We start from the raw sequence: 26,348 nt of genomic DNA on the forward strand, positions 1-26,348 counted from the left end.
TTAAGGTCTATATTTTAAGAAAGGTCTTTATAAAATTTAAGGATAATGAATTGCATTATCTAATTCTATAGGATTATAATACTTTTTAATTCTTTTTTGCTGTATAAGTGTCACTTCTTTTATATTTTCCGGAGTTACAATAGTACCGTCATCTAAAGCCAGTTTATTTTCAGATGTAACTTCTATTGTTCCATTTTTCGCATAAGCTAAAGGGTCTTGATAGAAATTGAGTTTAAATTTTTTATACTTAGACTCATCTAGAAACAAAGACCTAGGAAATATATTTTTAAAAAAATCTATGGATTTGGTTTCGGAATAATTTTTAGAATTAACCAACTTAAAAGAATAATTATGACGTTCATCCTCTAAAATGACAATAAGTCCAGGCAGTCCGTGAAATTTTTGAGGACCTTCTGAAAAAGGGATTTCTTTTGCAAACCAAGCCGTCCATTTTCTTCCGCCCCAATGACTGACTGCTTTTTGAATTTCCAGATTATCTAATTTCTTTTTCTCATTAGTAAGTGTCCAAATTTGTGCAGGCTCCGAAGTTCTTTTAATTACATCCCAACCGATAAACTCGTAATCTTCGAAAAATTTAGTCCCTTTTTTATGAAGGACAATATTATTCATATTTGGAACCGGAAATCCGCTATTGCTATTGGCTTTCATAATAGAATCTGATTCAAAAAAAGTTCTATCATAAAACAGTGTTTCCTTGGGATTAATATCCAAATGGTAATATTCCTTAGTAATCTCACTCTCTGTAGAATCTTTTTTATAATTCACTTCATAGATGAAACGATGTGTCTGAGAAAATCCTAAAATGAAAATAAAAAAAGTAAGGAGTGTCATTATTTTATTCATATAATCACTTTTAAAATGAATTATTAATTTCAAATATTTGTCAATATCAAACTACCTCAACATCTTCTCTTTAGCAATTTTATTTGCCAACCAACTTACGTAGAATAATTGAAAACTGTGGTAAATCATTACCGGTAACAGAAACAAAACTTTCTGGTCATCCGGAATTCCTAAAACCAATAGGAACAAACTACCATGAACTAAGGATTTCTTTGAACCGCAGAAGGTCGTTGTGATGACATCTTTCGGTTTGAAATTCAGTTTTTCTGCTATGAATTTCAGGATGTAATAGGTTGCAAAAAACAAAAAGACAACACTAAAAGCCAAAGCAATAAACACAAGATCTGGAACTGCCACGAAAATATTATCGATGAAAGCGTGAGAGAAACTTTCGTAAACAATGAGCAAAATAATCAGTCTGTCAAATTCTGAAATAATATTCGCATATTTTGTGACCCATTTTTTGAAGATTGGGTTCAATATTAATCCCAAGATAATTGGCAATAATACTTTGATTAATAATTGCTGAATAATCTCGGATTGATTGTCAGATTCCCCATTAGTTGCGAGGAAGAAACTCATCAAAAGCGGAGTCATTACAATCCCGATAATTCCGGAAATGGATGCGTTGAAAATGGCTGAAGTGACATTTCCTTTGGCTATCGAAACCATTACCACAGATGATGAAACTGTGGAAGGCAAACTCGCTAAAAAGAATACCGAAAGCCAGATATTTTCATAGTGTGTGTCTTTTACAAAAGGATAAAACATCAACGCCAACAAAGGAAAAACAATGAATGTTCCCGACTGAATCAACAAATGCAGTTTCCATTTGGAGACATCTTTCACAACTTCTTTGAGATTGAGCTTCAGTCCATACAACAGAAAAATTCCCGCAATTCCCCAATCTATAAATCCCGACAGATTAAAATAGTGATTGTATGACTCGTGGAAAGGAATGACTTTCGCCAAGATGACCATTCCTATCAATAAGAACAGAAATGTATTTTGTTTGTTGAAAATCTTGGAAATCCAATTCATTCTTTGGAATATTGAGAAATTAAGGAAAACTTTGTCAAAGCCTCAAACTCTGACAAAGTTTTGATTGATGTAGAAACCCATAGCCCCGATTGCAGTGGAAATCCTTTTTTGCGTGGGCTTCGAGAACCTCAGCCTGACAAAACGTGTTGCAAAAAAGATTGACTTCGTCGAACCACTCTGTTAGGTTTGCAACGGAAAGCGGGATTAAGCTCCTGAAAATTTAACCACCCTCTTCCGAACAAGTTCGGAATCCACCCCTTCGAGGAAGGAAAATTTTTATTTTACAGGCTTCACAGAGATTGCGTAACCCCCACTTCTTACTAGATGAACCGGCAATTTTGTTTTGCTGTCAACTGTCTTTTTGTAGATATGGTAACTCTGTGGATTGTTGATGTAATCTGCATCTTTTCCGTCTTCGTAGATTGTCGCTTCGTACTTTCTGCCTTTGTCCAGGAAAGAGAAATCGACTGTGAAATCTCGCGCGTTTTCATCTGTAATTCCACCTACGAACCAATTGTCAGTTCCTTTAGCTTTTCTTGCTGTATGAATGTAATCTCCAGGTTCTGCGGAAAGAATTTTTGTATCATCCCAATCTGCAGCCACATCCTTGATAAACTGGAAAGCGTCCATATGTCTGGCATAATTTTCCGGTAAATCTGCAGCCATCTGAAGCGGCTGATACATCACCACATAAAGTGCCAACTGCTTAGCCAGCGTGGTTTTCACGAAACGCTTATCGCCTGGGAAGTAATAGTCCAATTTGGTTTGGAAAATACCCGGCGTGTAGTCCATTGGTCCACCCATCCATCTTGTAAATGGCAAAATCGTCTGATGGTCAGGATTATTTCCTGCAAATGCTTCGAACTCAGTTCCTCTTGCAGCTTCAGCCGCAATCCAGTTCGGATAGGTTCTGCTTTCTCCACTTGGACGTACAGACTCGTGCGAGTTGACCATAATTTTATGTTCAGCAGCCTTTTCTATGATTCTGTGGTAATGGTTAATGGTCCACTGGCTGTAATGATGCTCACCTCTTGGAATGATGTTTCCAACATATCCGGTCTTCACGGCATCGTAGCCGTAATCATTCATCAGCTTGAATGCCTTGTCCGCCCATCTTTCATAGTTGGCAGCTGAGCCAGAAGTCTCGTGGTGCATAATCAGTTTGATGCCTTTGGAATGGGCATAGTCGTTCAGCATTTTGATGTCAAAATCTGGATAAGGTGTGATGAAATCAAAAACAAATTCCTTGGAATGTCCGAACCAATCTTCCCAACCAACGTTCCAGCCTTCAATCAAGAGCCCCTGGAAACCGTTGGCAGCGGCAAAGTCGATATATTCCTTCACTTTGGTGTTGTTGGCTGCGTGTTTTCCGTTAGGAGTCAGTTTGGAAAAATCCGTTTTCCCAATGTGAACATTGTCCGCAGTAGAATAAGCCCATTGTGATTTTCCGATAATCATTTCCCACCAAACGCCCATATATTTTGTAGGGTGAATCCACGATGTATCTTTGTATTGTGTTGGTTCATTCAGGTTGAACAGCATTTTGGAATCCAAAACTTCTTCTGCTTTCGGAGACACGATAATGGTTCTCCAAGGTGTTGTCTGTGGAGTCTGCATATAGCCTTTTGCACCCTGAGCATCCGGTGTGAGATGCGTCTTGAATTTGAAATTTGTGGCGTCCAATTCCAGATTTGCCGCAGGATAATTGAGAACGGCAGCTTCCGCAATATTAACATAAAGCGGGCTTGCGCCTTCTTTTTTCATCATCAATGGCATCTGAACTCCATTTTTTACGAGATTCTGCGAAGCATTTCCCTCGTAGGAAGTCGGCCATTTTGCCGGAATTTCGGATAACTTTGTCGTTTGAGTAACGTACTCTTCCGTATCATAATCCGCTGCCAGCCACCACGCTTTCATATCTGTAGGTAGGTCAATTTCTGAATCTTCTTCTTTAATGATGAAATAGTTAAGGTTTTTCTGCTGTGGAAATTCGTATCTGAAACCTAATCCATCGTTGAATAACCTGAACTTGATAACAATATTTCTGTCATTTTCTTTTTGATTAAGGGTAACGGCAAGTTCGTTATAATTATTGATGTAATTTTTCTTTTCTCCCAGAACAGGCTGCCAGGTTTCGTTTTTGGAGTCCCTCTTCTCGCCTGTTTTCTCGAATCCGTAATTCAGGTTTCGCCCTTCATTATTTTTATTCTCGATTTCGGAAGCAAACTGAATGTCACCGTCTTTCAATAATCTCAATCCCAATTTGGAATCTTCTACAACTATACCTCCATTATATTTTAAATTATAAAAAGGAACGCCATTTTTTAGCTGGAAATTCATTTCGAATTTTCCGTCCGGCGATTTTAGACTTTGGGCATTGAGCCCTGTAAACATCAATGAGAACAATACTGCTCCAATGCTGATCTTTTTCATTTTCCTAAGGTTTATATATTGGTTACAATATAAAAAAAGTGTTGCGAAACCGCAACACTTTTCTCTATTTTAATAAAATCTATACGGGTTCAATCTTATACTTTCCCGTTTTGATATTAACAGTAATTTTATAGTAAGTATTACCACCTGAAAACTTGATATTGCTGTTATCATCTTTAGGGCCTAAGTAGCCACTGTTACCATCATTATTTTTATTAATGTTACCCCACTCTAAACTACCCCAAGATTTCTGGCCTATAAATTTGAATTCCGAATTATCCGGTAATTGTACATAAGTCTCAAAAACTCCGTTACCCAAAGGTGTAAACTCAGTTGAATTAGCAGGAGTCCAGTCATTAATAGATCCTACAATATAAAGATTTGGAATATCCCAAGAAGTTATATTGGATGGAGTGACTGTAAGAGACTTAACTCCAAAATCAGCATCGATCACAACTTTATAAATGCCGGCAGTTCCTGTAAACTTCATATTTTCATGATCACCAAACTCAACATTGGAAGATACTGTTTTGAAATATCTGTTACCTGCATCAGTTCTTGGGTCATCAATACTATAATTAATTCCAGTCCAACTTTGCTGACCTAAAAATCTAAATTGATCCGGTTGCAGATAAGTATAAACCTCAGAAATATTATCATGTTTGTACAATTTAATTGCATCACCAGGAGTCCAGCCAATTGCACTTGCGCCACCAACCAAGAAGAAGTCTGGATAATCTACTTGATATGGAGTAAGCTTGGCTGTTACTACTGCAGATTTCAGTTCGATTCCAGGTGTAGAGAAATTGGTTTTTGCTGTAATTCTAAAATCTAATTCTGTTTCTACATTCACAGTTGCTCCTGCAGTTAAAGCAGCTGTATTTAAATCTTTATTGCTAATTGCAAAAGATTTTACGCTTGTTACCTCTCCTAAAGTGGAAAAAGTAGTTGCTCCTTTCTTAGCAATTTCTACCGTATAAACCACACTCACATTAGAACCATACGAAGAATAATCATTCCAAGTAATTGTAGTTGCTATTGCAGATTGATTTGCTGAATTAAGTGTAATTGTGCTTCCGTTTGCTGGAGCAGTAATTATTGGCCCATTTGTGGGATAGACTTTAACCGCAAAACTTATTACATTGGAAGCATCGGAACCTTTTACAATTCTTATGTAGACTAATTGAGAGGTATAAGGCGAAAAACCTAATTGTAATAATTTGGTATTTAAAATTCCAATTGTACTCGTAAGGCTATTTTCGGTAGACATTCCCAACTCTGTCTTATCCGTAAAATCTGCTGTTGTAGACAATTCAGCTTTATACTCTCCGCTTCCTATAGACTCCCAAACTAAGGTAAAAGGATTATTTTTCATTGTTTCATACAGTACGTTTTCTGCGCCACCTAAAGAAGTATCATTTAACTTAAAACTAGCCTCTTTAGTTGTCCAATCTACGTCCTCGTGTGTACATCCAGTAAATACAACCGAAATAATCAAGGACATTATAAGTAATTTTAATATATGTTTCATAAAATTTTAATAATTAAAGATTATTTTACAGGTATAATTGAATATGCACCTGTGAAATCATTGAAATAAACACTATAATTCCACTCGTCTGTTATTGGGATATTAGCACCGCCAATAGTTGCCGTACCAAAAAACTCAGTGTCGGATCCCCAACTTACGTCCCAAGCATTGTTTGCTCTAAACTTAATTTCACCTGAAGAGATATTCAGAGTCTTTATCCAAACATGCGGGTCAAAACTAGATTTAGCAAACTGTATATCAGTATTCCAATCATTGCCATTTCCAATTATAGAGACATTATTATATGTCGTTGTTGGATCAGACAACTTTGTTAATGTATATGAAAGTGTTGCTGTATTAATTTCGAGCTTATAATATCCGTCTGCAGCAATAGATATATTACCAGAACCTCCACTAGTGTCTAAATTACCAGAAGCAGAACCTAATCCATATTGCAAATCCCATGAACCTTTTACTTGAATCATCTTAAACCCTCCAGTTTTAAAGAAGCCTGTATAACTATATTTTGTTTTATCACCAGCTGTTTTAAGTAATGGGTATAGATTATCGTTACTCGCAGAATTATCCCATCCCGCCGCAGTTGCATCTCCAATTAAATATAAATCTATATAATCGTATGTCGGACTTGCCTGATATGGCGTGATAGTTAGTTTGGATACATTTGAAGTTTGCAAAAGCAATTTATCCCCAAGATATGATTTTACTCTAAAATACATATTTTGAGCATCATATGGTACTAATCCAATTTTCTTCGCAGATTCATTTAATTCTTTTGCAGTAAATGTTACATATCTTATAGATTGAGCCAAAGATGTAAGCACATAAGGTGTTTCAAATGTTTGTGTTGCACTTATCTCGACATCATATTTTATTTCTGTTGGCGCACTATATCCAGCAGATTCCCAGCTAATAGTTAATGCAGGATTTGTTGGAAAATTAGAATCTAAGACCAGTGTCTGTGTTGATAAATCTGCAACAATTGGTGTAGATACTGCTTCTTCTATTACTTTATCTCCATTATCACAGGATACGAGTCCAAAGGCTAATATACTTGATATAATTATTTTATTGAATATATGTTTTTTCATTTTTGTATAATTTAGTACCCAGGATTTTGTTTTAAATTAGAATTCATAATCACCTGATTATAAGGGATTGGCATTAGGTTAACAGTAGCCGGCAATGAGTTTCCATTAGCCGAACCTTTCCAGTTCCAAGGATATTCACCCCCAGCTAATCTATTGAACCTAATCAAATCTTGTCTTCTATGACCTTCCCAATACAATTCTCTTCCTCTTTCTTCGATAATAAATTTCTCAGTAATATCGGATCCAGAAATATCTGATAGCCCAGCTCTTTTTCTTAAAGGATTAACGTAGGTATTAGCAGCCGTGTTTTTATCGGCAGCGCCATATAATGCACATTCCGCATACATCAAATAAGCATCTGATAATCTAAACATTGGAAAATCAGTATCAACAAAGTTAGACCCACTTCCTCCAGCAATGTAAGACCCATCTTTTCTAATATTTGTAAACTTGGTTACTCTATAACCTTGTCTATCTACAGATAAATCGGAAATAAACTCTATGAGACCATCTCTTTTGTCAAACATTGCTCTTTTATCACTTGTATTAAACAAACCGATAAACTCTCTAGTAGTTTTATTTCCTCCCCATTGTCCAGATGTTCCCAAATAAAATGCTGGTTGCAAATCTATTCCATCTGTTTTACCAATTCCTGCTGCATTAATAACATAGGACATGTTACCATAAGACTGTGCATTATTAGGATCTGAAACTATTGGGAATATAATTTCGGTTGAAGTTTGATTGTCTCCTTTGAAAGTGTCTGCATAATTTGTATCAATTTTATAACCAGCATTAAGAACGTTTTCTTCTAAAGCTTTTTTACAATCAGCATATCTTGTAGTACCTGTATAGACACCAGCATTAAGATATAGCTTGGCTAACAACATTCCAGCAGCAGCTTTATCAGCTCTTCCATAAATACTTTTTGCTGGTCTTAGTTGAGGGATTATATCAATTAATTCACTTTCGATATAATTAAAAACTTCTTGTCTTGTTCTAACCTTTGGAGCTGTTGTTCCTGGCAAATCTGTTTCATCAATAAAAGGAACATTACCGAAATTATCAATTGCATGAAAATAAAGTAGTGCTCTCAAAAATCTAGCTTCTGCTCTAAAATAGTGAACTTCTGCTTTTTGTGTATCATTTAATCCTCTACTATTAATTTTTTCTTCTGTTGATTCTCTAACAAATTCATTTGTTTTAGAAATTGCTGTAAAGATTCTGTAGAAAAAGTTATCTATAACTTTATTAGAAGAATTCAAATTTGTCGCTGATAAATCTATCATACCATCATCACCTTCCCAGCTATTTTTTGCTTCATCCGTTGGCAGTTCTTGAGCACTCCACCACACTCTGAAATAATTTGATGACCCTCCGTCAAAACCATCTAAATCTGAGGAGTCTGTCACTTCACCATTTGGACCGCCTTGTCCAGCAATGCTGAGTTGAGCATATAATTTTGCATTTAGTCCAACATAGGTTACATAAGGGTCATTTGCAAATTGATTTTCAACCGTAACTCTTCCATCTTCAGGAACTTGGTCCAAATCATTGAGACAAGACATAGAGAATAGAGAAAATCCTCCAATAAAAATTATTCTATATATTGATTTTTTCATTTTATTATATTTTTTGATTTAAAAATCTACATTAACACCAAATGTAAATACTCTTGATCTAGGATAAAGATTCCAATCCACACCTAATTTACTTCTATCTGTACCTACTTCCGGATCTAGTCCAGAATACTTAGTAATTGTGAAAACATTTTGAACTGAGCCGTAAAATCTAAATCTAGTTTTAGTGTTTAAAAAATTATCAAATACATAACCTGCTGTTATATTATCCAATTTAACAAAAGATGCATTTTCTAAATACAGATCAGAAATAAATTGAAAACTTCCTGGAGCGTTTACAAATCCTGTATTATTATAATTGGTAACTGTATTATTCACAGCACCAAAACCATCAGAATCAATATACTTTAAAGTGGAATATCTTGCATTAATATTATTGAACGCATAGTTACCCACACTTGCTCTCCAAACTGTTCTAAGGTCAAAATTGCCAACTTGCAAGAAAGTATTCCAACCAAATGTAACATCTGGAATACCAGACTTTCCTGTAAGATATCTATCGTCCGGTGTAATTTTCCCGTCGCCGTTCATATCAACAAAAACACCTTCTAAAGGTCTTCCATTGGTATCATAAGCTTGTTTGTAAAGATAAAATTCAAAAGGCATACGATCAACACTCATTGCTTGTACATTTGGATTTTGCGTCAATCCACTTAAGCCTCCAAAACTTGTCGCATCAATACTTCCATCAACATTAACTTTGGTAGTTTTCATATCTACCCAACCCATATTCATCCCTATATCAAACTTGGTTCTGCTTTTATTAACAATCTTGAAATTAAGATCGAGATCTATCCCTTGACTTTTTATCTCTGCAAAATTCCCATTGATTTTACTATTATAGTTAGCTCCAGCAGGTAGAAATGCATAATATAATAAATCTTGGATATCTTTTCTCCAGTAATCTATAGACCCTGAAATTCTTTTAACAATACCAAAATCTAATCCCATATTATATTGAGCCGTTTTCTCCCATTTCAATTGGCTATTATAAGCATTAGGATTAATTGTACTTACAAAAATCGGGGCTTGATTAATACCATTTGCATATACCACAAAATTAGCCAATGAGCTATTTACAGTATTATAATATGCGAGTGTTGGATACCAGTTATTACCCAAATCTTGGTTTCCAGTAATCCCCCAACCTAAACGTAATTTCATATCACTAAAGAAGTTATTGTCTTTCAGCCAATCTTCCTTTTTCATTTGCCATGCAAAAGCAGCTGATGGAGATGTCGCCCAACGATATTCACTATTATTAAATCTAGAAGAAGCTTCGTGACGAACCGTAAGTGTCAACAAATATTTATCTACAAAAGAGATATTACCTCTACCAAAAAATGAAATCAAAACACCTTTGTCTCTATAATAGCTATAAGAATATTGTGATGGATCATACAGATATTTTGATGAGTCACCTGCATTTCTAAAGCTTTGATAAGAATACCCACCTGTAAAACCTAAATCTGATATAATTCCTGAATTAAAATCACTTTTACTATATTTAAGATATAAATCCAAAGATTGGTTATTTCTAACCTGATTACTAATATCTGCATAAGGAATCTGAGCACCTGTACTGGTATTCATAGCCGTCAAATAAGCTTGGTTATCATTTGTAGTTTCAGATTCAACATATTCTAAACCTAAATTGGCAACCGCACTTAAACCTTTCAGAAAAGGAAATTTATATTCAAATTCTGATGATCCAAGAAATTGTTTTACATCTGCAATATTTCTTTTCCCCTCTAAAGTTGCAACTGGATTCCCCAAACCCACATTTTGAGGTGTACTTACATAAGTATTTCCTCCAACAGGATATTCTTGTAACCATTGGACATAGCCTCCATAATTTTGATAAAGAGGAAGATCAGATGTCACGGGTTTTGTAGGATCCATTGCTATTGCCTGACCTACTGCTCCTGTATCAGCATATCTATATTTTGTTTTTGTACCTTTTGCATTAATAGTGACCAGCAAATTATCATTTAATAATTTAGGTGTTAAATTAATACTTGCATTCATCCTTTCAAAATTGGATGTTTTCAAAATCCCATCATTATTATTATAACCAATGGATAAGCGCATAGGTAATTTACCTTTAAAAGCATTACCTCTTGCGCTAAAGTCTTGCGCAGTTCCCCAAGCTTTTTGATAAATTTCCTTCTGCCAATCTGTATCATAAAGAACTTGATTACCTGAAGCATCTTTTATTCCTAATAAATCATATTTTCCAGGTAATTGATTTTTAACTATATCCGTAAGTTGTGAGGCTGAAAAAACATCATAAGTATTCATTGTTGTATTCAGTTGAACATTTCCAGAATAATTATACTTCCATTTACCTTGGTTACCACTTTTAGTTTTAACGATAATCACACCAGCAGAAGCTCTAACACCATATATAGCAGTGGCGGAAGCATCTTTTAAGACTGAGATAGACTCAATATCATTAGGATTTACCAAATTTAATGGATTGCCAACTCCACCCGTACTTTCTCGGGTAATAGCAACTCCATCAATAACGTAAAGGGGATCAGTATTCCCAGAAATAGAAGAAATACCTCTAATTGTAACGCTTGCACCACCACCAGGAGCTCCATCATTACTAATTGTAACACCAGCAGCTTTTCCTTGCAGTAATTGTTGCGTGCTAACTATAGCCCCTTTATTAAAATCTTTATCAGTAAGCGCAGTTACAGAGCCCGTCAAATCAGACTTCTTCTTTGCACCATAACCAATCAACACAACCTGTTCGATCTCGGTTTCTTTTTTCACCGAATCATTTTGTTGTGCATGTAGCATTGATCCAAGCAATAAAAATGCAGGAGCAATTTTTAATACATTATAGTTTCTCACAAAAAATAAATTTTTAAGGTTTATATTATTTTCTAAATTGTTCAGAATTACTCTTAATCGAGTTTTCTAATTTATAAAAAAAACAATATTCTGTTAAAATATTTTTAAAATCTGTTAATATAGTACAACATTTTAACATAAATTTCTCCCTTAAAAAACATAATAAATTGATTTTCAAATATTTAACCAACAGCTATATTTATTAACAAATAACAGTTTTTACCAATTTTCATTATTCTAAACCTTCTTTTTCTTCTTCTAAATTAACCAATATTAATCCTATATTAATCAAAAATGAAACAATTTGTAATTTTAGAATATTTTAAATCATAGAAAATACCAATAAATTCGTGACTTTAATAAAATTTAAAAAATTAAATTAAAATTATTTTAAAATTAAATTAATAAACCAAAAACAGCAAAATAATAAATCTCAATCAATCACAGAATGAACGAACATAGGATATAGAAAGGTACTAAGTAGACAATTGAAAAAATATACACTTAAAAATAGATTTTAATCTTTCGTGAAATCAAAGTATAAGTTGCAACTCTATATTTATAACTCTTATATTTCAAAATGAAAATCGTATTTTTGCGATTCAAATTTTTATTAAAAAATGTCAAACAGAAAGATGATTACGGCGGCTTTGCCTTACGCAAACGGACCGGTTCATATTGGGCATTTGGCGGGAGTTTACATTCCTGCAGATGTTTATGCTAGATTCCAAAGAAGGTCAGGAAAAGATGTTGCGTTTATCTGCGGAAGCGATGAGCATGGGATTCCTATTACCATAAGAGCTAAAAAAGAAGGCGTTACACCACAGGATATCGTTGACAAATACCACGAAATCATCAAAAAATCGTTCTCAGATCTGGGAATTTCTTTTGATGAGTATTCAAGAACGACCTCGGCGAATCACCGTGAAACAAGTCAGGATTTCTTTAAAGTTCTTTATGAAAAAGGAAAGTTTACGGAAGAAATGTCTGAGCAATATTTTGATGAACAGGCAGGAGAATTCTTAGCTGACAGATACATCGTTGGAACTTGCCCGAATTGCGGCAACGAAAATGCGTACGGAGACCAATGTGAAAGATGTGGTTCTACCCTCTCGCCATCAGAATTGATCAATCCAAAATCAATGTTGAGTGGAAACGTTCCGATTTTAAAAGAAACAAAAAACTGGTATTTACCTTTAAATGAATATGAAGATTTCCTAAACGAATGGATCATCGAAGGTCATAAAGACGACTGGAAACCGAACGTTTACGGACAGGTAAAATCTTGGTTAAACGACGGCTTGAAGCCTCGTGCAATGACCAGAGATTTGAATTGGGGCGTTCCTGTTCCACTTCCGAATGCTGAAGGAAAAGTACTTTACGTTTGGTTTGATGCGCCTATTGGTTATATTTCTTTTACCAAAGAATGGGCTGCAAAAAACGGAAAAGACTGGAAAGATTATTGGCAAAGTGAAGGAAGTGATTTAGTTCATTTCATAGGAAAGGATAATATTGTGTTCCATTGTATTATTTTCCCTGCAATGATGAAAGCTCACGGCGATTTTATTATGCCGAAAAATGTTCCCGCTTTTGAATTTTTGAATCTTGAAAACGATAAAATTTCGACATCAAGAAACTGGGCAGTCTGGGCACACGAATATGTGGAAGACTTCCCGGGACAACAAGATGTTTTGCGTTACGCATTGCTTTCTTCTGCTCCTGAAACAAAGGATAACAACTTTACTTGGAAAGATTTTCAGACAAAAAACAATTCAGAATTAGTTGGGATTTTTGGAAATTTCATCAACAGAGTTGCTGTATTGATTCATAAGTATTATGACGGAGTTGTTCCTCAAGGTGATGTCAACGCTCCTGAATTAGCTGAAATCAATAAATCGGCGAAAGAAATTTCAGGTTTCTTGGAAAACTATGAATTCAGAAATTCTTTAACCGCATTAATGAATTTAGCACGTTTCGGAAATCAATATCTTCAAACGGAAGAACCTTGGAAAACCATCAAGGACAACCCCGAAAAAGCAGCGACTTCCTTATTCGTCGGGGCACAAATTGCCGTGGCTTTGGCACAGTTGTGTGAACCATTTATGCCTTTCAGTTCTGAAAAATTACTGAATATGTTTAATGTTCAAAAATCCGACTGGAATGATGTTGAAACGAAATCAGTTTTAATTGAAACAGGTCATCAAATCAACGAGTCTTCTCTTCTTTTCTCAAAAATCGAAGATGATGTTATCGAAGCTCAAATCCAAAAATTGGAAGACACCAAACAAAACAATAAAAAAACAAATCCTAACGCCAATCCTATGAAAGACCAGATACAATTTGATGATTTTGCTAAGATCGATTTGAGAACTGCAACTATTCTTGAAGCTGAAAAAGTAGAAAAAGCAGACAAACTTCTGAAATTCATTGTCGATACCGGTGTTGATGTTAGAACTGTGGTTTCTGGTGTTGCTGAGAGTTTTTCTCCAGAAGAATTAATTGGAAAGCAAGTGATGATTTTATTGAATCTTGCACCAAGAAAAATCCGTGGAATTGAATCGCAGGGAATGTTTTTGTTAACTACAAAACCAGACGGAAAATTATCTTTTGTAACGCCTGATGAAACTGTGGAAAACGGAATTGAGATTGGATAATATTTAATTTCAAATATACAAATGAGCATTTTCTAGTGCTCATTTTTCTTACACAATGGTTAATAGAAACGTTTTAAAAAAGCTCTCTGACAGTGAGCTTGAAAAATATCTGAAAGAAGACAGCCGCTTTGTTCCCGAAGCTGTTCAAATAGCTTTTGAAATTTTGATAGAAAGAGGCAGAGATTTTTCCGATGAAGAAAAGGAAAACATTCAAAAATTAATTAATAAAAAAGAAAACGAAGAATTAGAACGTTTGCGAGAAGAAAAAGAATTAAAAAAAGACCACATCACAGAAGATGCGAATGCAATTCGTCTTTATTCTAGAGGAATAATTTTATTTTTTGGAGTCTTCTTTGGGTTTGTTTCTGGCGCAATTTTGTTAGGACTAAATTTTTTCAAACTAAAAAAATACAAAGAAGGCATCTTGGTTATCTTATTGGGATTTATTTATTCGATAATTCAATATTTCGGAGTTTCTTTAATGTATAAAATGAAAAGTGCACACGAAATGACCAGCTACAGAAAAAGCCCTGAATTACTTTTCATAATTTTCGGAGTTCTAGTTTTATATTTCATTTGGATAGAGGTTATTAAAAAATTACCCTATCGTTCAGAATCTCTATTAATTCCCATTTTGTTGGGATTACTAATGTCATTTTTAATTTACACCAACTTTAACAATTGGTTTTCTTCCTACTTTTTAATCAATCTCGCCAGATAAGAATCTTCATCCTGCAAAACTTTCTCAATTTTAAAACCATTATGTTCTGCAGCATTTTTAAAAGTATTGAAATCGAGATATAACCATTTTATCGGTTCTTCCGACTCGTCTTTGTAATGAACAATGTAATCTAATTCCCCATAATATCCATCGGCAGGAATGTAATAACCGCCATCTTCATCCTCATCAAACATATACAGAATATCGGTACTATCAATCAGAATCTGACCTTTTGGATTGAGTAATGAATTAAGTTTTTGAAGATAAATATCAATGACATTCAGACTTTGGAAAATGCCGGTTCCATTCATCAGTAAAAGAATCGTATCGAAAGTTTCGTCTGAAAAATGAAGCATATTTTCTGCGACCGCATTCTTCACACCTCTCAGTTTACAAACCTCGATCGATTTTGGAGAAATATCCAATGCTGTAACTTCAAGACCTCTATCATTCTGAAGATAAATTGAATGTGAACCAGCTCCTGATCCAATATCCAAAACTTTTCCGTTGGCCAATTTCAAAGCTTTTTGTTCGATTTTGTTCATCTCGTCAAAATCTCGAAAGAGATAATCTACAGGAAGTTCATCCAGTTCAGAAATCGAAGTTTCGGTTTGCAGATCTTTTGGATCATCATTATGATAAAAATCCCAGATAGCACGTCCCATTAAGTCTTTCATAGCGGTAATTGTGGATGCAAAGATAAAATTTTTGAGACAATACTTTTTTACAAAAGAGATTCTACATTAGCAACATACTTGCTTTAAATCAAACAATCCTCTGGAAGTCACAAACAACTTTGTTTCAAACAAACGGAGGACAACGACAATTACATAAAAGATCGTTTCTGATCAAATACGTTTAATTTTGATTTAAATATTACGGTCATTCGTTTTTTCTATTTACTCACGGTTCAGATTTTGCTAATAATGCCTAAATTGTATCTCCAATTTGAAAATCAATCTATGACAGATAAAAATAAAAACTTCCAGACGGGATTCACGTTCAGCAAGCATATTCCGGAAGAGGTTTCGCATTTTGACAGGGTATTTGGCATTTTCAAAGACTTGCTTATCCACACTTCCGGAGATCTGGACGAGGCTTTTGAATGGCTGGACATGTTGGATAAAGAATACGACATCTTCAATGAAGAATATGGTCTGGACGACTTCATCGAAGACCTTAAAAAACGAGGTTACATCAAGGAAGAGATCAAACCGGAAGATGGTAATTCAGGAACCGGTGAAGGCAAAAATATCCTGACAGCAAAACTGGAAGCAGCTTTACGAGATTACGCCCTCGACCAGATTTTTGGAAAGTTGAGAAAAAGTGGTGTTGGGAATCACAGAACTAACAAAAGCGGAGTCGGTGACGAGAAAGATGGCGAAAGCCGAAGTTTCCAATTTGGCGATGACCTTGCAACGGTCAATCTAACGGAAAGTATCAAGAATGCACAAATCAACAATGGCATTTCAGATTTAAGATTAACGGAAAACGACCTCATCGTAGAAGAAACCAAACACAAAGCGCAGATGAGCACGGTTTTGATGATCGACATCAGCCACTCGATGATTTTATATGGTGAAGACCGGATCACGCCAGCCAAAAAAGTAGCGATGGCTTTGGTAGAACTCATCAAAAGAAAATATCCAAAAGATTCCATTGACATTATTGTTTTCGGGAATGATGCGTGGCCAATCCAAATTAAAGATTTGCCTTATTTGCAGGTCGGACCGTATCATACCAATACTGTTGCAGGACTGGAATTAGCGATGGATATCCTCCGAAGAAAAAGAAATACAAACAAACAAATCTTTATGATTACCGACGGGAAACCAAGCTGTCTGAAGCTTCCAACCGGCGAATACTATATGAACAGCGTCGGTCTTGATGAAAAAATAGTCTCCGAATGTCTCAACAGAGCAGCACAAGCGAGAAAACTGAAAATCCCAATCACCACTTTTATGATTGCGCAAGACCCGTATTTGAGACAATTTGTGAAAGCCTTCACGGCTCAGAATAAAGGCAAAGCTTTCCTAACCGGACTTTCAGGGTTGGGACAAATGATATTTGAAGATTACGAAAAAAATAGAATTAAAAGGATTTAACAAAAATCAAAATATTTTCTCGCTGATTTTACAAATTGTACAGATTTATTCAAGCTAAATAATTTGCCTAATTAGCTAAATCCGCGAGAGTTAAAAACATTATTAATTAGTTAAAAAATGAAGAACGATACGACATTCAAAGAATTAAAACAATCAGACTATAGCCATAAAACTGTTAATCAGGAAATTCAATCTAACCTGATTGCAAAAATCAAAGCTAAAGAACCAGTTTTTGAAGGACTTTGGGGTTACGAAGACACCGTGATCCCGCAATTGAAAAAAGCAATTTTGGCTGGACATCACATCAATCTTTTAGGATTACGCGGACAGGCAAAAACCAGAATTGCCAGAAGTATGGTCAATCTCTTGGACGAATATATGCCGATAGTGAAAGGTTCGGAAATCAATGATAGTCCGTTTCAGCCGATATCAAAATTCGCAAGAGATTTGATTACTGAGTTAGGAGATGAAACACCAATTTCTTGGGTTCATCGTTCAGAAAGATTCTTTGAAAAATTGGCAACACCAGATGTGAATGTTGCAGATCTGATCGGAGATATTGATCCTATCAAAGCAGCAACTTTGAAATTGCCTTATTCCGACGAACGTGTTTTACATTACGGAATGATTCCAAGAGCGAACCGTTCAATTTTTGTTCTGAATGAATTGCCTGATTTACAGGCTAGAATTCAGGTTTCTTTGTTTAATATTTTGCAGGAAGGCGATGTTCAAATTCGTGGCTTTCAGTTGAGAATGCCTTTGGATATTCAATTTGTGTTTACAGCGAATCCGGAAGATTATACCAACAGAGGAAGTATTGTAACGCCGTTGAAAGACAGAATCGGTTCTCAGATTTTTACACATTACCCGAAAACTGTGGCGTTGGCGAGACAAATCACCGAACAGGAAGCTTTGATTTCTGACGATGACAAAGCCAAAATCCAGGTACCTGATCTGGCCAGAAATCTTTTGGAAGAAGTCGCATTTGCTGCCAGAGAAAGTGAATATGTTGATTCGAAAAGCGGTGTGAGTGCGAGGTTAACCATCAGCGCGATGGAAAACCTGATTGCTGCCGCAAAATTGAGATTATTAGAATCTAATTCCGATAAAACACAAGTTCGTCTGTTGGATTTTATGTCAATTATTCCATCCATTACAGGTAAGATAGAATTGGTTTATGAAGGCGAACAGGAAGGTGCTGATTACGTTGCAAAAATCCTGATTGATGACGCGATCATGGTGCAGTTTGAAAGTCTTTTCCCGAGAATTTCCAAATTGGAAAAAGAAGGCTTGAAAACACCTTACACCGACATCATCCAATGGTTCAACAATAATCATCTTGAACTGAACTACGCTGATTCTGACGAGGAATTTTACAAGAAATTGAATATCATAAAACCTTTGACAACTTTGATTGAGGAAAACGTTCCCGAATTAGATGACAACGATAAAAACTTCTGCAAAGAGTTAGTTCTTTGGGCCTTGACAATCAGCAAAAAACTAGATAAGTCGGAGAATGCTTCTGCTTTCAGTTTTGAATCTACTGGAATTGGTCAGTTTTTTAGAAGTTAAGTTTTACGATAAATTTCAAAATAAAAAAACCTCAGAGAATTTTCTCTGAGGTTTTTATTTATAGCCCCGATAGCAGCGGCATCCTTTTTTGAGCGAGGCGGCAAAGCGTAGCGGAGCCGACCGAGCGGTAAAAAGATATAGCGGATAGCGGGATTAGGCTCCTAAAAATATTTAAAACTGTCCGCCGCCAAGTGCTCTGTAAAATTCGGTAACCGCTTGAAGTTGTTGAAGTTTATCATTTACTCCGGCTAATTTTGCTGCTAACAATGATTGTTCAGAAGTCAAAACATTCACATAGTTGGTGTTGGAAGAGTAGGTCAATAATTCTTTGTTGAACTCAACTGCTTTTTCCAAAGATTGGATTTGAAGCTGTCTTGTGGTCTCCTTTTCTTTTGCTTTCTGATATGATAACAATGAGTTAGAAACTTCAGAACCTGCTGTCAATAAAGTTTTTTCGAACGTATAATAAGCTTGCATCTTTCTGGCTTCCATTATTCTAACCTGTGCTTTTCTGTTGCCCATTTGGAAAATATTTTGCGTCACCGTTCCTCCAAGCGTATAGAATAGAGAATTGGTAAAGAAGCTTTCTAAAGTTCTGGATGATAAGCCCAAAGTTCCCGTTATGCTAATCGTTGGGTAAACCTGTGCCATTGCCATATTTTTGTTCTCGAAAGCCTGACGGAAAGTCAATTCGGCCGACTGAACATCAGGACGGTTTTTTAGTAATGAAGCTGGAACGCCAGTTTTTAAATCCGTATAAATGACTTGAGAATCGATAGAATTTCTATCAATAGGTTGAGGGTTATCGTTCATCAAAATATTTAATGAATTCTCAGTTTGCTGGATTTGCAGCTCCAGATCCGGAACCGATAATTGAGCAGAATAAAGATTGGCTTTGCTTTGTTCCACATCAGCACCTGTAAGATAAGCGGCTTCCATCAAAGCTTCCACAGTTTCCACATCCTTTTGCCTAAGCTCGATGGTCTGTTTTGTGATCTCAAGTTGCTTATCCAGAGAAATCAATTGATAATAAAGATTTGCAGCCTGCGCAACCAGCTGTGTCTGAACAGCACGTTTTGCCGCATCAGTTTGAAGAAATCCTGCATAAGCTGAGTTTTTAAGCGCTTTGATTCTTCCCCAGACATCAATTTCCCAACCAGTCGAGATTCCTAATCTGTACACCAGCAAATCGGGCATCACAAAATTCCCACCTTGCGCCGCCGCACTATTTTTGGTTTCAGTAACAGATGCAACACCGTCCAGACTTGGAAGGTTCTGCAATTTGGATTGTTTGAAAACAGCACTAGCTTCCTGGATTCTCGCTACCGCTACTTTCAAATCCAGATTATTCTGAATGGTTTTATTGATGATATTCTGAAGCTTGGCATCTGTGAAAATTTGATTCCATGCAACGTTGGCTATAGAAGTACTGTCGTTATTGGTTTTCTGGCGAAAAAGATTATCCTGCCTGCCCTGTTCTATCTGTGGATTCTGATAGGTGTCGGTTACTTTACAAGAGTAAAAGAAACCAGCGATACCAGCCAATAGAACTAAATTTATGATTTTAATTTTCATCTTTAACTTTAATTTAGGTTATTCGCTAAGTTCTCCTTCATATTTGTCTGATACTTTTTTGCTGCTCACTTTTTCCTGTAGGAACATAAATACAGCGAACAGAATCGGGATAAAAAAGACTCCGAAAACAGTCCCGAACAGCATCCCGCCAATCGCTCCAATTCCAATGGATTGATTACCTACAGCTCCGGCTCCGGTTGAAATTGCCAACGGAATCAATCCGAAAATGAACGCAAATGACGTCATCAAAATCGGACGAATCCTCTGCTTCGCACCACTAATTGCTGCGTGGCCAATGGTGTAACCTTTCTTTCTGGCATCGAGAGCAAATTCTACAATCAGAATCGCATTTTTCGCCAGAAGACCAATTAACATAATCAAAGAAATCTGTGTGTAGATATTGTTGGAACCTCCAATCCACGCGCTGAACATCATCGCACCCGCCAAACCGACCGGAAGTGATAACATTACGGCAAATGGCAGCAAATAACTCTCATATTGTGCAGCCAAAAGAAAATAAACGAATACACAACAAAGCGCAAATATAAGTGCTGTCTGACTTCCCGCACTAACCTCTTCTCTCGTCAATCCCGAATATTCAAAACCATAACCTTGTGGAAGCGTTTGAGATGCAACTTCCTGCACTGCATTCAAAGCATCACCAGATGAGAATCCAGGATTAGGCGTTCCGTTGATAGAAATCGCTGTAAATAGGTTGAAACGTCCGATTGCCTGAGGTCCATAAACACGCTTAGCGGTGATGAACCTGCTCAGCGGCGCCATTTCTCCATTAGCATTTCTTACCTGAATCATATTAAAACTTTCCACACTCTCCCTAGCTTCATAAGGCGCCTGGTAAATCACACGGTATTGTTTTCCAAATAAGTTGATATTGGACGAATAAACGCCACCATAATAGCCCTGCATCGTATTCAGAATATCGGACACCGAGAAACCGGCAGCTTTTGCAGCAGGAATATCAATGTCAATCATATATTGAGGATAATTCGGGTTGAAAGAAGTGAATGTTTTCTGAATCTCCGGACGCTGGTTCATCTTGTCGATAAAATCCGTCGTCACTTTGTTGAGGTCTGCCACACTTCCACCTTTCTGGTCCTGAATCTGCAATTCAAAACCAGCCGCGTTACCAAAACCTTGCAAAGTCGGTCTTCCGAAAAAGGTCATTTTAGCATCTTTGATTCCGGCTGTTTCTTTATACATCTTCGCCACAAAGGACTGCAAATCTTCACCTTTCTTGGTCCTGTCTTTCCAATCCTTCAGCTTAACAATAAGCATCCCGTTATTAGAACCGTTTCCACTAATCATTCCCCTTCCGGAAACTTTGAAAACGTGGAGCACTTCAGGCTGTTTCTCAACAATTTTTTCAACTTTTGCTAGAACTTCCTTGGTTCTGTTCTCGTTAGAACCAATCGGAAGCGAAATATCCATAAAGATTCCTCCCATATCTTCACTTGGGACGAAAGATTTTGGCGTCGTATTCATCAGCCAGACAAATAATCCTGTAAAGGCTACCAACCCTGCAAAAGCCAGCCATTTCTTTCGTAATAAAAATAAGACACCTCTTGAATATCGTTTTACAAAAGCATCAAAAATAATATTGAAATTGGTGAAAAATCTTTGTATAAAATTCTTTTGTTTTTCTTCGTGAGAATGAGGCTTGAGGAAAATCGCACACAATGCAGGACTCAATGTCAATGCATTGACAGCGGACAGTACAATCGAGATTGCCAATGTCAATCCAAATTGTTTATAGAAAACACCGGCAGAACCGGTAATGAAACTCACCGGAATAAAAACCGCTGCCATTACCAAAGTGATACTGATAATCGCCCCGCTGATTTCATCCATTGCATTGACAGATGCCCGAAGCGGCGATTTCTCGCCTTGTTCCAACTTACTGTGGACGGCTTCCACCACCACAATCGCATCATCCACTACAATTCCTACCGCCAGAATCAATGCAAAAAGCGTCAGTAGATTAATCGTAAATCCGAATATGCTCAGAAAGAAAAACGTACCGACAATCGCTACCGGAACCGAAATTGCCGGAATCAAAGTCGAACGCCAATCCTGTAAGAACAAAAATACAACAATAAATACGAGGATAAAAGCTTCAAATAAAGTATGAATTACCTTTTCGATAGATGCGTCCAAAAAGTCATTGGCGTTGACCAACGCTACATATTTTACACCTTTTGGAAATGATTCCTGTGCCTTATCCAAAACAGCAATCGACTGGTTGATTACATCCTGGGCATTGGAACCCGCAGTCTGCGCAACAGCCATACCAATAGCAGGATGTCCGTCTGTGACACTACTTCCAGTATAATCCTGCGCACCAAGCTCGACCTTTGCGACATCTTTCAGTCTTAGAATCTGACCATTTTCCGTAGCCTTGATGACAATATTATCAAATTCAGGAATCTCAGTTAATCTTCCTTTATATTTCAATGTATAACGGAACGCCTGATTACTTTCGTCACCTAAACTTCCCGGCGCTGCCTCGATATTTTGTTCCGCTAAAACGGCTCTGATATCAGAAGGAACCAGACCGTAAGAAGCCATTTTGTTCGGGTCCAGCCAGATTCTCATCGAGTAATCTTTGGTACCGAAAACCATTACATCTCCAACGCCTGTTACTCTTTTAATCTGAGGAATGATATTGATATTCGCATAGTTTTGCAGGAATGTCATATCAAATTCCGGATTCTCACTATAAAGCGAGAAAATCAAAACATTGGAACTTTGTCTTTTGGTGGTTGTAACCCCGGCTTGTGTAACTTCAGCAGGTAATAATGGTGTTGCTCTGGAAACTCTGTTTTGGACATTGACCGCAGCAATATCCGGGTTAACGCCCTGTTTGAAATAAACCGTTACCGAGCCCGAACCGTCGTTGGTTGCAGTAGATGTCATATATGTCATCCCCTCTACCCCGTTAATCTGCTCTTCCAGCGGAACAATAACGCTTTTGAGAATCACATCAGCGTTGGCTCCCTGGTAACTTGCGCTCACCACTACCGTAGGCGGCGCAATATCCGGATATTGTGAAATCGGTAATGTCACGATTCCCAATACACCGAGAATCACGATGATAATGGAAATAACCGTGGATAATACCGGTCGTTCTATAAATTTTTTAAACATAACTTTTTCAGACTAAAGAAAAGAGAAAAAGGTAAAAGACTTTCTGTTCTCACTTCTTGACATTAATATAATGATTGGGAAATTATTTTTTGTTGATGACGTTTTGCAACGTTGTTTCTTTCGGAACAACTTCAGCATCGTCTTTCAAGAGCCCTACGCCTTCTACCACCACTTTGTCACCTTGTTTAAGACCAGAGGTCACTGCATAAGTCAATCCTTCCGGAAGCTCTTCAACTTTGATTTCCGTAGCTTTCACTTTGTTATTATTTCCAATAATGTAAGTGAAAACCTTGCCTTGCAATTCATAGGTTGCAGATTGTGGAATCACGATGACATTTTCCAAATTGTTAGGCAGCTGGACAGTTGCACTGTATCCACTTCTTAAAATACCTTTCGGATTGGCAAAGGTTGCTCTCATCGAAAACGACCCGGTATTAGGGTCTACCAAACCACTGATAGATTCTATTTTTCCTTTTTCTTCATACTTACTGCCGTCTGATAAAATCAAATCAACCAAAGGCGAATTATTTATTTTTTCCTGAATTGTTGCGCCTGTTGCGTGCTTGAAAAATTCCAATTGCTGCTTTTCATTAATTGAAAAATAAGCAAATATTTTTGAAATATTAGAAACTGTTGTCAATGGTTGTGCAGTAGCGCTGCTGATATAACTGCCAGCTTTGAAGGGAAGCGTCCCAATGACACCACTTACAGGGCTGAATAATTTGGTATACCCTTGATTAACTTGTGCATTGGTCAATTGTGCCTGAGTCTCGGCCAAAGCCGCTTTTGCAGATTTAAGTGCCAATTCGGCCGCCTGAAGTTCGTAAGCAGAAATAATTTTTTTGTCAACCAAAGGTTTGGTTTTAGTGACCTGCATCTGAGCCGTTGCCACTTGCGCCCTGGCACTATTCACAGTCGCTTGCGCAGCTAAAACGGATTGCTCGTATTGAGGATTTCTTATAAGGAACAAAAGCTGTCCTTTACTTACCTGACTACCTTCATCTATGTAAATTTTTTCTACGAAGCCGTCAATCTTCGGTCGAATCTCAACATTTTGTATGCCCTCTAATCTTGCAGGATATTGAGTAAGATTTTCAGCAGGACCACTTTTCGCAACGATATATTGATATGGCTGAGGTGGCAGTTCTTTTTTGTCATCTTTGTTTTCTGTTTTGGAACAAGAAGCCAATAGACCTAAAACAACAAAAAAGCTAAGAGTGATATTCCTCATAAATACTATTTTTTAGATATGTTTTTCAAACAAACGTTCAAATTTATTGATTATCTACAAATTAGACGTTATGTAAATAATAATAAAATCTATCAAAGATAATTAACAAAAACTATTATTATTGAAAACCAAAGAATTAAAAAATAATTTTAAAGAATATTTAACACAATTTTATCAAACAAATGTTTGAAACAATTATAAAAGACTAATGTTTTCTTACAACAGGAAGAATCTCATTTTTATTAAGACCAAATCTTTTGATATCACCCTCGGAGAATTTTTGAGAGTAAAAATTGATATCAGCTTCAAAACCGACACTTTTCAAGCGGTCAAAATAATCCATTCCGTACCAGCGAACGTGGTCGTATTGTCCAAAATGTTTCTGACGTTCTTTCGGGTCTGTGATTGAGAAATCTTCGTAAGTTTTTTCGAGAGAATTTTTCATTGGAACCTGCAGAATTCCCCAACCTCCCGATTCCATCACACGATAAAGCTCGGCCATTGCTTTTATGTCATCCACGATATGTTCCAGAACGTGGTTGCAGATGATGACATCAAAACTGTTGTCCTCGAAAGGTAAATCCAGGATATCCGCTTTCACATCCACAATTGGTGAAAACAAATCGGCAGAAGTGTAATCCAGATTCTTCATCTTTTTGAATTTTCTTAGAAACTCCTGCTCTGGCGCAATATGAAGAACTTTTAATTGGTCTGTAAAAAAATTGGTCTCATTCTGAAGATAAAGCCACATTTGACGGTGTCTTTCCAAAGATAAAGTTCCGGGCGACAAAGCATTTGCGCGCTGTTTTCCGTAGCCATAGGGCAGAAATTTGCGATAAGATTTCCCGTCAATTGGGTCAGTGAAATTATTTCCTTTGAAAAACAGAACAATCAACGGACGCAAAAAAATACTTAGGTTGATAAGCATCGGCCTTGGAATCGCGTTCAGCAGAAATTTGGCAATTTTTTTCAAAATCGGAAATTGGATATAACTTTATTAAAACTCAACCTGGAAAGCTTTTTCCTCATCAGATTTAATACCAAGAGCTTCGTAAATGTAGTCGTAAGTTGAAAGTAAAACTGGTTTTCCATTGTAAACACAAACATCGTGTTCAAAATGCGCAGAAGGTTGATTGTCCAAAGTCGTCACAGTCCAGCCATCATTGTGGAATTTCACTTTTTCTGTGCCAAGATTAATCATTGGTTCGATTGCAAGGCAAATTCCGTCTTTTAGGACTTTTCCGCTTCCAGGTTTTCCATAATTCGGAACTTGTGGATCTTCATGCATTTTTCTACCAACACCGTGCCCAACCAATTCGCGGACAACACCATAACCTTCTTTTTCACAATGTTTTTGAATTGCGTGGGAAATATCGCCAACACGCTTTCCTCTTACACATTGCTCGATGCCTTTGTACAAAGATTCTTTGGTCACTCTCAATAGCTTTTTGACCTCATCGGAAACTTCTCCAACTTCAAAAGTGTAAGCGTGGTCACCAACAAATCCATTCCAGAACACGCCGCAATCTACCGAAAGAATTGTTCCTTCTTCAATTGGTGTTGCATTTGGAATTCCGTGAACGACTTGCTCATTTGGAGAAATACAAAGTGATGCTGGAAATCCGCCATAACCCAGAAATGCGGGTTCAGCCCCGTGATCTTTGATAAAATCGTACGCCAATTTATCAAGATGAAGCGTCGTAACGCCCGGCTTGATTTCTTTCGCCAACATTCCTAAAGTCTGGGATACCAATCTTGCACTTTGCTTCATCAGACGAAGCTCCTCTATATTTTTGAGTTGAATCATTTATAATTGTATTGATGTATGATGTAAAATGTACAATG

Annotated in this window: 17 protein-coding genes; 4 read left to right on the plus strand and 13 right to left on the minus strand. The window is 36.6% G+C overall.

Annotation, left to right across the window (positions count from 1 at the left end):
• Positions 1 to 36: 36 nt before the first annotated feature.
• From RTX21_RS13245 to RTX21_RS13275, 7 genes are all read right to left on the minus strand, one after another.
• On the minus strand, positions 37 to 864 hold the full coding sequence (locus RTX21_RS13245; protein ID WP_312768419.1) for a GLPGLI family protein: 828 nt from the start codon (positions 862 to 864) through the stop codon (positions 37 to 39).
• Between the two features lie 51 nt (positions 865 to 915).
• Complete coding sequence (locus tag RTX21_RS13250) at positions 916 to 1,905, minus strand: bile acid:sodium symporter (protein WP_312768422.1); 990 nt, start codon at positions 1,903 to 1,905, stop codon at positions 916 to 918.
• Between the two features lie 276 nt (positions 1,906 to 2,181).
• The gene (locus RTX21_RS13255) at positions 2,182 to 4,338 is read right to left on the minus strand and encodes a glycoside hydrolase family 97 protein (protein ID WP_312768425.1); all 2,157 of its coding nucleotides are present in this window, start codon (positions 4,336 to 4,338) and stop codon (positions 2,182 to 2,184) included.
• A gap of 79 nt (positions 4,339 to 4,417) precedes the next feature.
• Entirely contained in the window at positions 4,418 to 5,869 is a 1,452-nt protein-coding gene (locus RTX21_RS13260) for a SusE domain-containing protein (RefSeq protein WP_312768427.1), read from the minus strand.
• Between the two features lie 20 nt (positions 5,870 to 5,889).
• Complete coding sequence (locus RTX21_RS13265) at positions 5,890 to 6,978, minus strand: SusE domain-containing protein (protein WP_312768428.1); 1,089 nt, start codon at positions 6,976 to 6,978, stop codon at positions 5,890 to 5,892.
• A gap of 11 nt (positions 6,979 to 6,989) precedes the next feature.
• Positions 6,990 to 8,600, minus strand: coding sequence for a RagB/SusD family nutrient uptake outer membrane protein (locus tag RTX21_RS13270; RefSeq protein WP_312768429.1), 1,611 nt, complete (start codon positions 8,598 to 8,600; stop codon positions 6,990 to 6,992).
• An 18-nt stretch (positions 8,601 to 8,618) separates the two neighbouring features.
• Entirely contained in the window at positions 8,619 to 11,480 is a 2,862-nt protein-coding gene (locus tag RTX21_RS13275) for a SusC/RagA family TonB-linked outer membrane protein (RefSeq protein ID WP_312768432.1), read from the minus strand.
• A gap of 620 nt (positions 11,481 to 12,100) precedes the next feature.
• Here RTX21_RS13275 and metG point away from each other — a divergent pair.
• Together metG and RTX21_RS13285 are read left to right on the plus strand one after the other, a co-directional pair.
• A complete protein-coding gene (gene metG, locus RTX21_RS13280; protein ID WP_312768434.1) occupies positions 12,101 to 14,134 on the plus strand; it encodes a methionine--tRNA ligase in 2,034 nt (677 codons plus the stop codon).
• 55 nt (positions 14,135 to 14,189) lie between these two features.
• Entirely contained in the window at positions 14,190 to 14,855 is a 666-nt protein-coding gene (locus tag RTX21_RS13285) for a hypothetical protein (RefSeq protein WP_312768435.1), read from the plus strand.
• Here RTX21_RS13285 and RTX21_RS13290 read toward each other — a convergent pair.
• Positions 14,828 to 15,532, minus strand: coding sequence for a class I SAM-dependent methyltransferase (locus RTX21_RS13290; RefSeq protein ID WP_312768437.1), 705 nt, complete (start codon positions 15,530 to 15,532; stop codon positions 14,828 to 14,830). The two genes, RTX21_RS13285 and RTX21_RS13290, sit on opposite strands and share 28 nt — an antisense overlap.
• A gap of 285 nt (positions 15,533 to 15,817) precedes the next feature.
• Between RTX21_RS13290 and RTX21_RS13295 the strand changes: the two genes are divergently transcribed.
• Together RTX21_RS13295 and RTX21_RS13300 are read left to right on the plus strand one after the other, a co-directional pair.
• On the plus strand, positions 15,818 to 16,960 hold the full coding sequence (locus tag RTX21_RS13295) for a VWA domain-containing protein (protein WP_312768439.1): 1,143 nt from the start codon (positions 15,818 to 15,820) through the stop codon (positions 16,958 to 16,960).
• Between the two features lie 117 nt (positions 16,961 to 17,077).
• Positions 17,078 to 18,532, plus strand: a complete 1,455-nt coding sequence (locus RTX21_RS13300) for a sigma 54-interacting transcriptional regulator (protein WP_312768440.1) — start codon at positions 17,078 to 17,080, stop codon at positions 18,530 to 18,532.
• A gap of 171 nt (positions 18,533 to 18,703) precedes the next feature.
• Here the strand turns inward: RTX21_RS13300 and RTX21_RS13305 are convergent, their stop codons facing one another.
• The 5 genes from RTX21_RS13305 to map all read right to left on the minus strand — a co-directional run bounded on the left by RTX21_RS13305 (position 18,704) and on the right by map (position 26,310).
• Positions 18,704 to 20,107 (minus strand): TolC family protein, encoded by a 1,404-nt coding sequence (locus RTX21_RS13305; RefSeq protein ID WP_312768443.1) that lies wholly within the window; start codon positions 20,105 to 20,107, stop codon positions 18,704 to 18,706.
• Positions 20,108 to 20,125: 18 nt separating this feature from the next.
• Positions 20,126 to 23,272 carry an efflux RND transporter permease subunit gene (locus tag RTX21_RS13310; RefSeq protein WP_312768445.1) on the minus strand — a complete coding sequence of 1,049 codons (3,147 nt, stop codon included), beginning with the start codon at positions 23,270 to 23,272 and terminating at the stop codon, positions 20,126 to 20,128.
• Positions 23,273 to 23,354: 82 nt separating this feature from the next.
• Complete coding sequence (locus RTX21_RS13315) at positions 23,355 to 24,503, minus strand: efflux RND transporter periplasmic adaptor subunit (protein ID WP_312768447.1); 1,149 nt, start codon at positions 24,501 to 24,503, stop codon at positions 23,355 to 23,357.
• A gap of 205 nt (positions 24,504 to 24,708) precedes the next feature.
• Positions 24,709 to 25,476, minus strand: coding sequence for a class I SAM-dependent methyltransferase (locus RTX21_RS13320; RefSeq protein WP_312768449.1), 768 nt, complete (start codon positions 25,474 to 25,476; stop codon positions 24,709 to 24,711).
• A 24-nt stretch (positions 25,477 to 25,500) separates the two neighbouring features.
• Positions 25,501 to 26,310 (minus strand): type I methionyl aminopeptidase, encoded by an 810-nt coding sequence (gene map / locus RTX21_RS13325; protein WP_312768450.1) that lies wholly within the window; start codon positions 26,308 to 26,310, stop codon positions 25,501 to 25,503.
• Positions 26,311 to 26,348 lie beyond the last annotated feature (38 nt).

The organism is Epilithonimonas sp., assembly GCF_032054305.1.
Taxonomy (GTDB): Bacteria; Bacteroidota; Bacteroidia; order Flavobacteriales; family Weeksellaceae; genus Epilithonimonas.

What these genes read in the sequence shown, in the direction of transcription:
- RTX21_RS13310 (WP_312768445.1), bottom strand. Translation starts at nt 23,272, where the DNA reads ATGTTTAAAAAATTTATAGAACGACCGGTATTATCCACGGTTATTTCC.
- RTX21_RS13295 (WP_312768439.1), top strand. Translation starts at nt 15,818, where the DNA reads ATGACAGATAAAAATAAAAACTTCCAGACGGGATTCACGTTCAGCAAG.
- metG (WP_312768434.1), top strand. Translation starts at nt 12,101, where the DNA reads ATGTCAAACAGAAAGATGATTACGGCGGCTTTGCCTTACGCAAACGGA.
- RTX21_RS13245 (WP_312768419.1), bottom strand. Translation starts at nt 864, where the DNA reads ATGAATAAAATAATGACACTCCTTACTTTTTTTATTTTCATTTTAGGA.
- RTX21_RS13290 (WP_312768437.1), bottom strand. Translation starts at nt 15,532, where the DNA reads ATGAAAGACTTAATGGGACGTGCTATCTGGGATTTTTATCATAATGAT.
- RTX21_RS13285 (WP_312768435.1), top strand. Translation starts at nt 14,190, where the DNA reads ATGGTTAATAGAAACGTTTTAAAAAAGCTCTCTGACAGTGAGCTTGAA.
- map (WP_312768450.1), bottom strand. Translation starts at nt 26,310, where the DNA reads ATGATTCAACTCAAAAATATAGAGGAGCTTCGTCTGATGAAGCAAAGT.
- RTX21_RS13300 (WP_312768440.1), top strand. Translation starts at nt 17,078, where the DNA reads ATGAAGAACGATACGACATTCAAAGAATTAAAACAATCAGACTATAGC.
- RTX21_RS13250 (WP_312768422.1), bottom strand. Translation starts at nt 1,905, where the DNA reads ATGAATTGGATTTCCAAGATTTTCAACAAACAAAATACATTTCTGTTC.
- RTX21_RS13305 (WP_312768443.1), bottom strand. Translation starts at nt 20,107, where the DNA reads ATGAAAATTAAAATCATAAATTTAGTTCTATTGGCTGGTATCGCTGGT.
- RTX21_RS13315 (WP_312768447.1), bottom strand. Translation starts at nt 24,503, where the DNA reads ATGAGGAATATCACTCTTAGCTTTTTTGTTGTTTTAGGTCTATTGGCT.
- RTX21_RS13260 (WP_312768427.1), bottom strand. Translation starts at nt 5,869, where the DNA reads ATGAAACATATATTAAAATTACTTATAATGTCCTTGATTATTTCGGTT.
- RTX21_RS13270 (WP_312768429.1), bottom strand. Translation starts at nt 8,600, where the DNA reads ATGAAAAAATCAATATATAGAATAATTTTTATTGGAGGATTTTCTCTA.
- RTX21_RS13255 (WP_312768425.1), bottom strand. Translation starts at nt 4,338, where the DNA reads ATGAAAAAGATCAGCATTGGAGCAGTATTGTTCTCATTGATGTTTACA.
- RTX21_RS13265 (WP_312768428.1), bottom strand. Translation starts at nt 6,978, where the DNA reads ATGAAAAAACATATATTCAATAAAATAATTATATCAAGTATATTAGCC.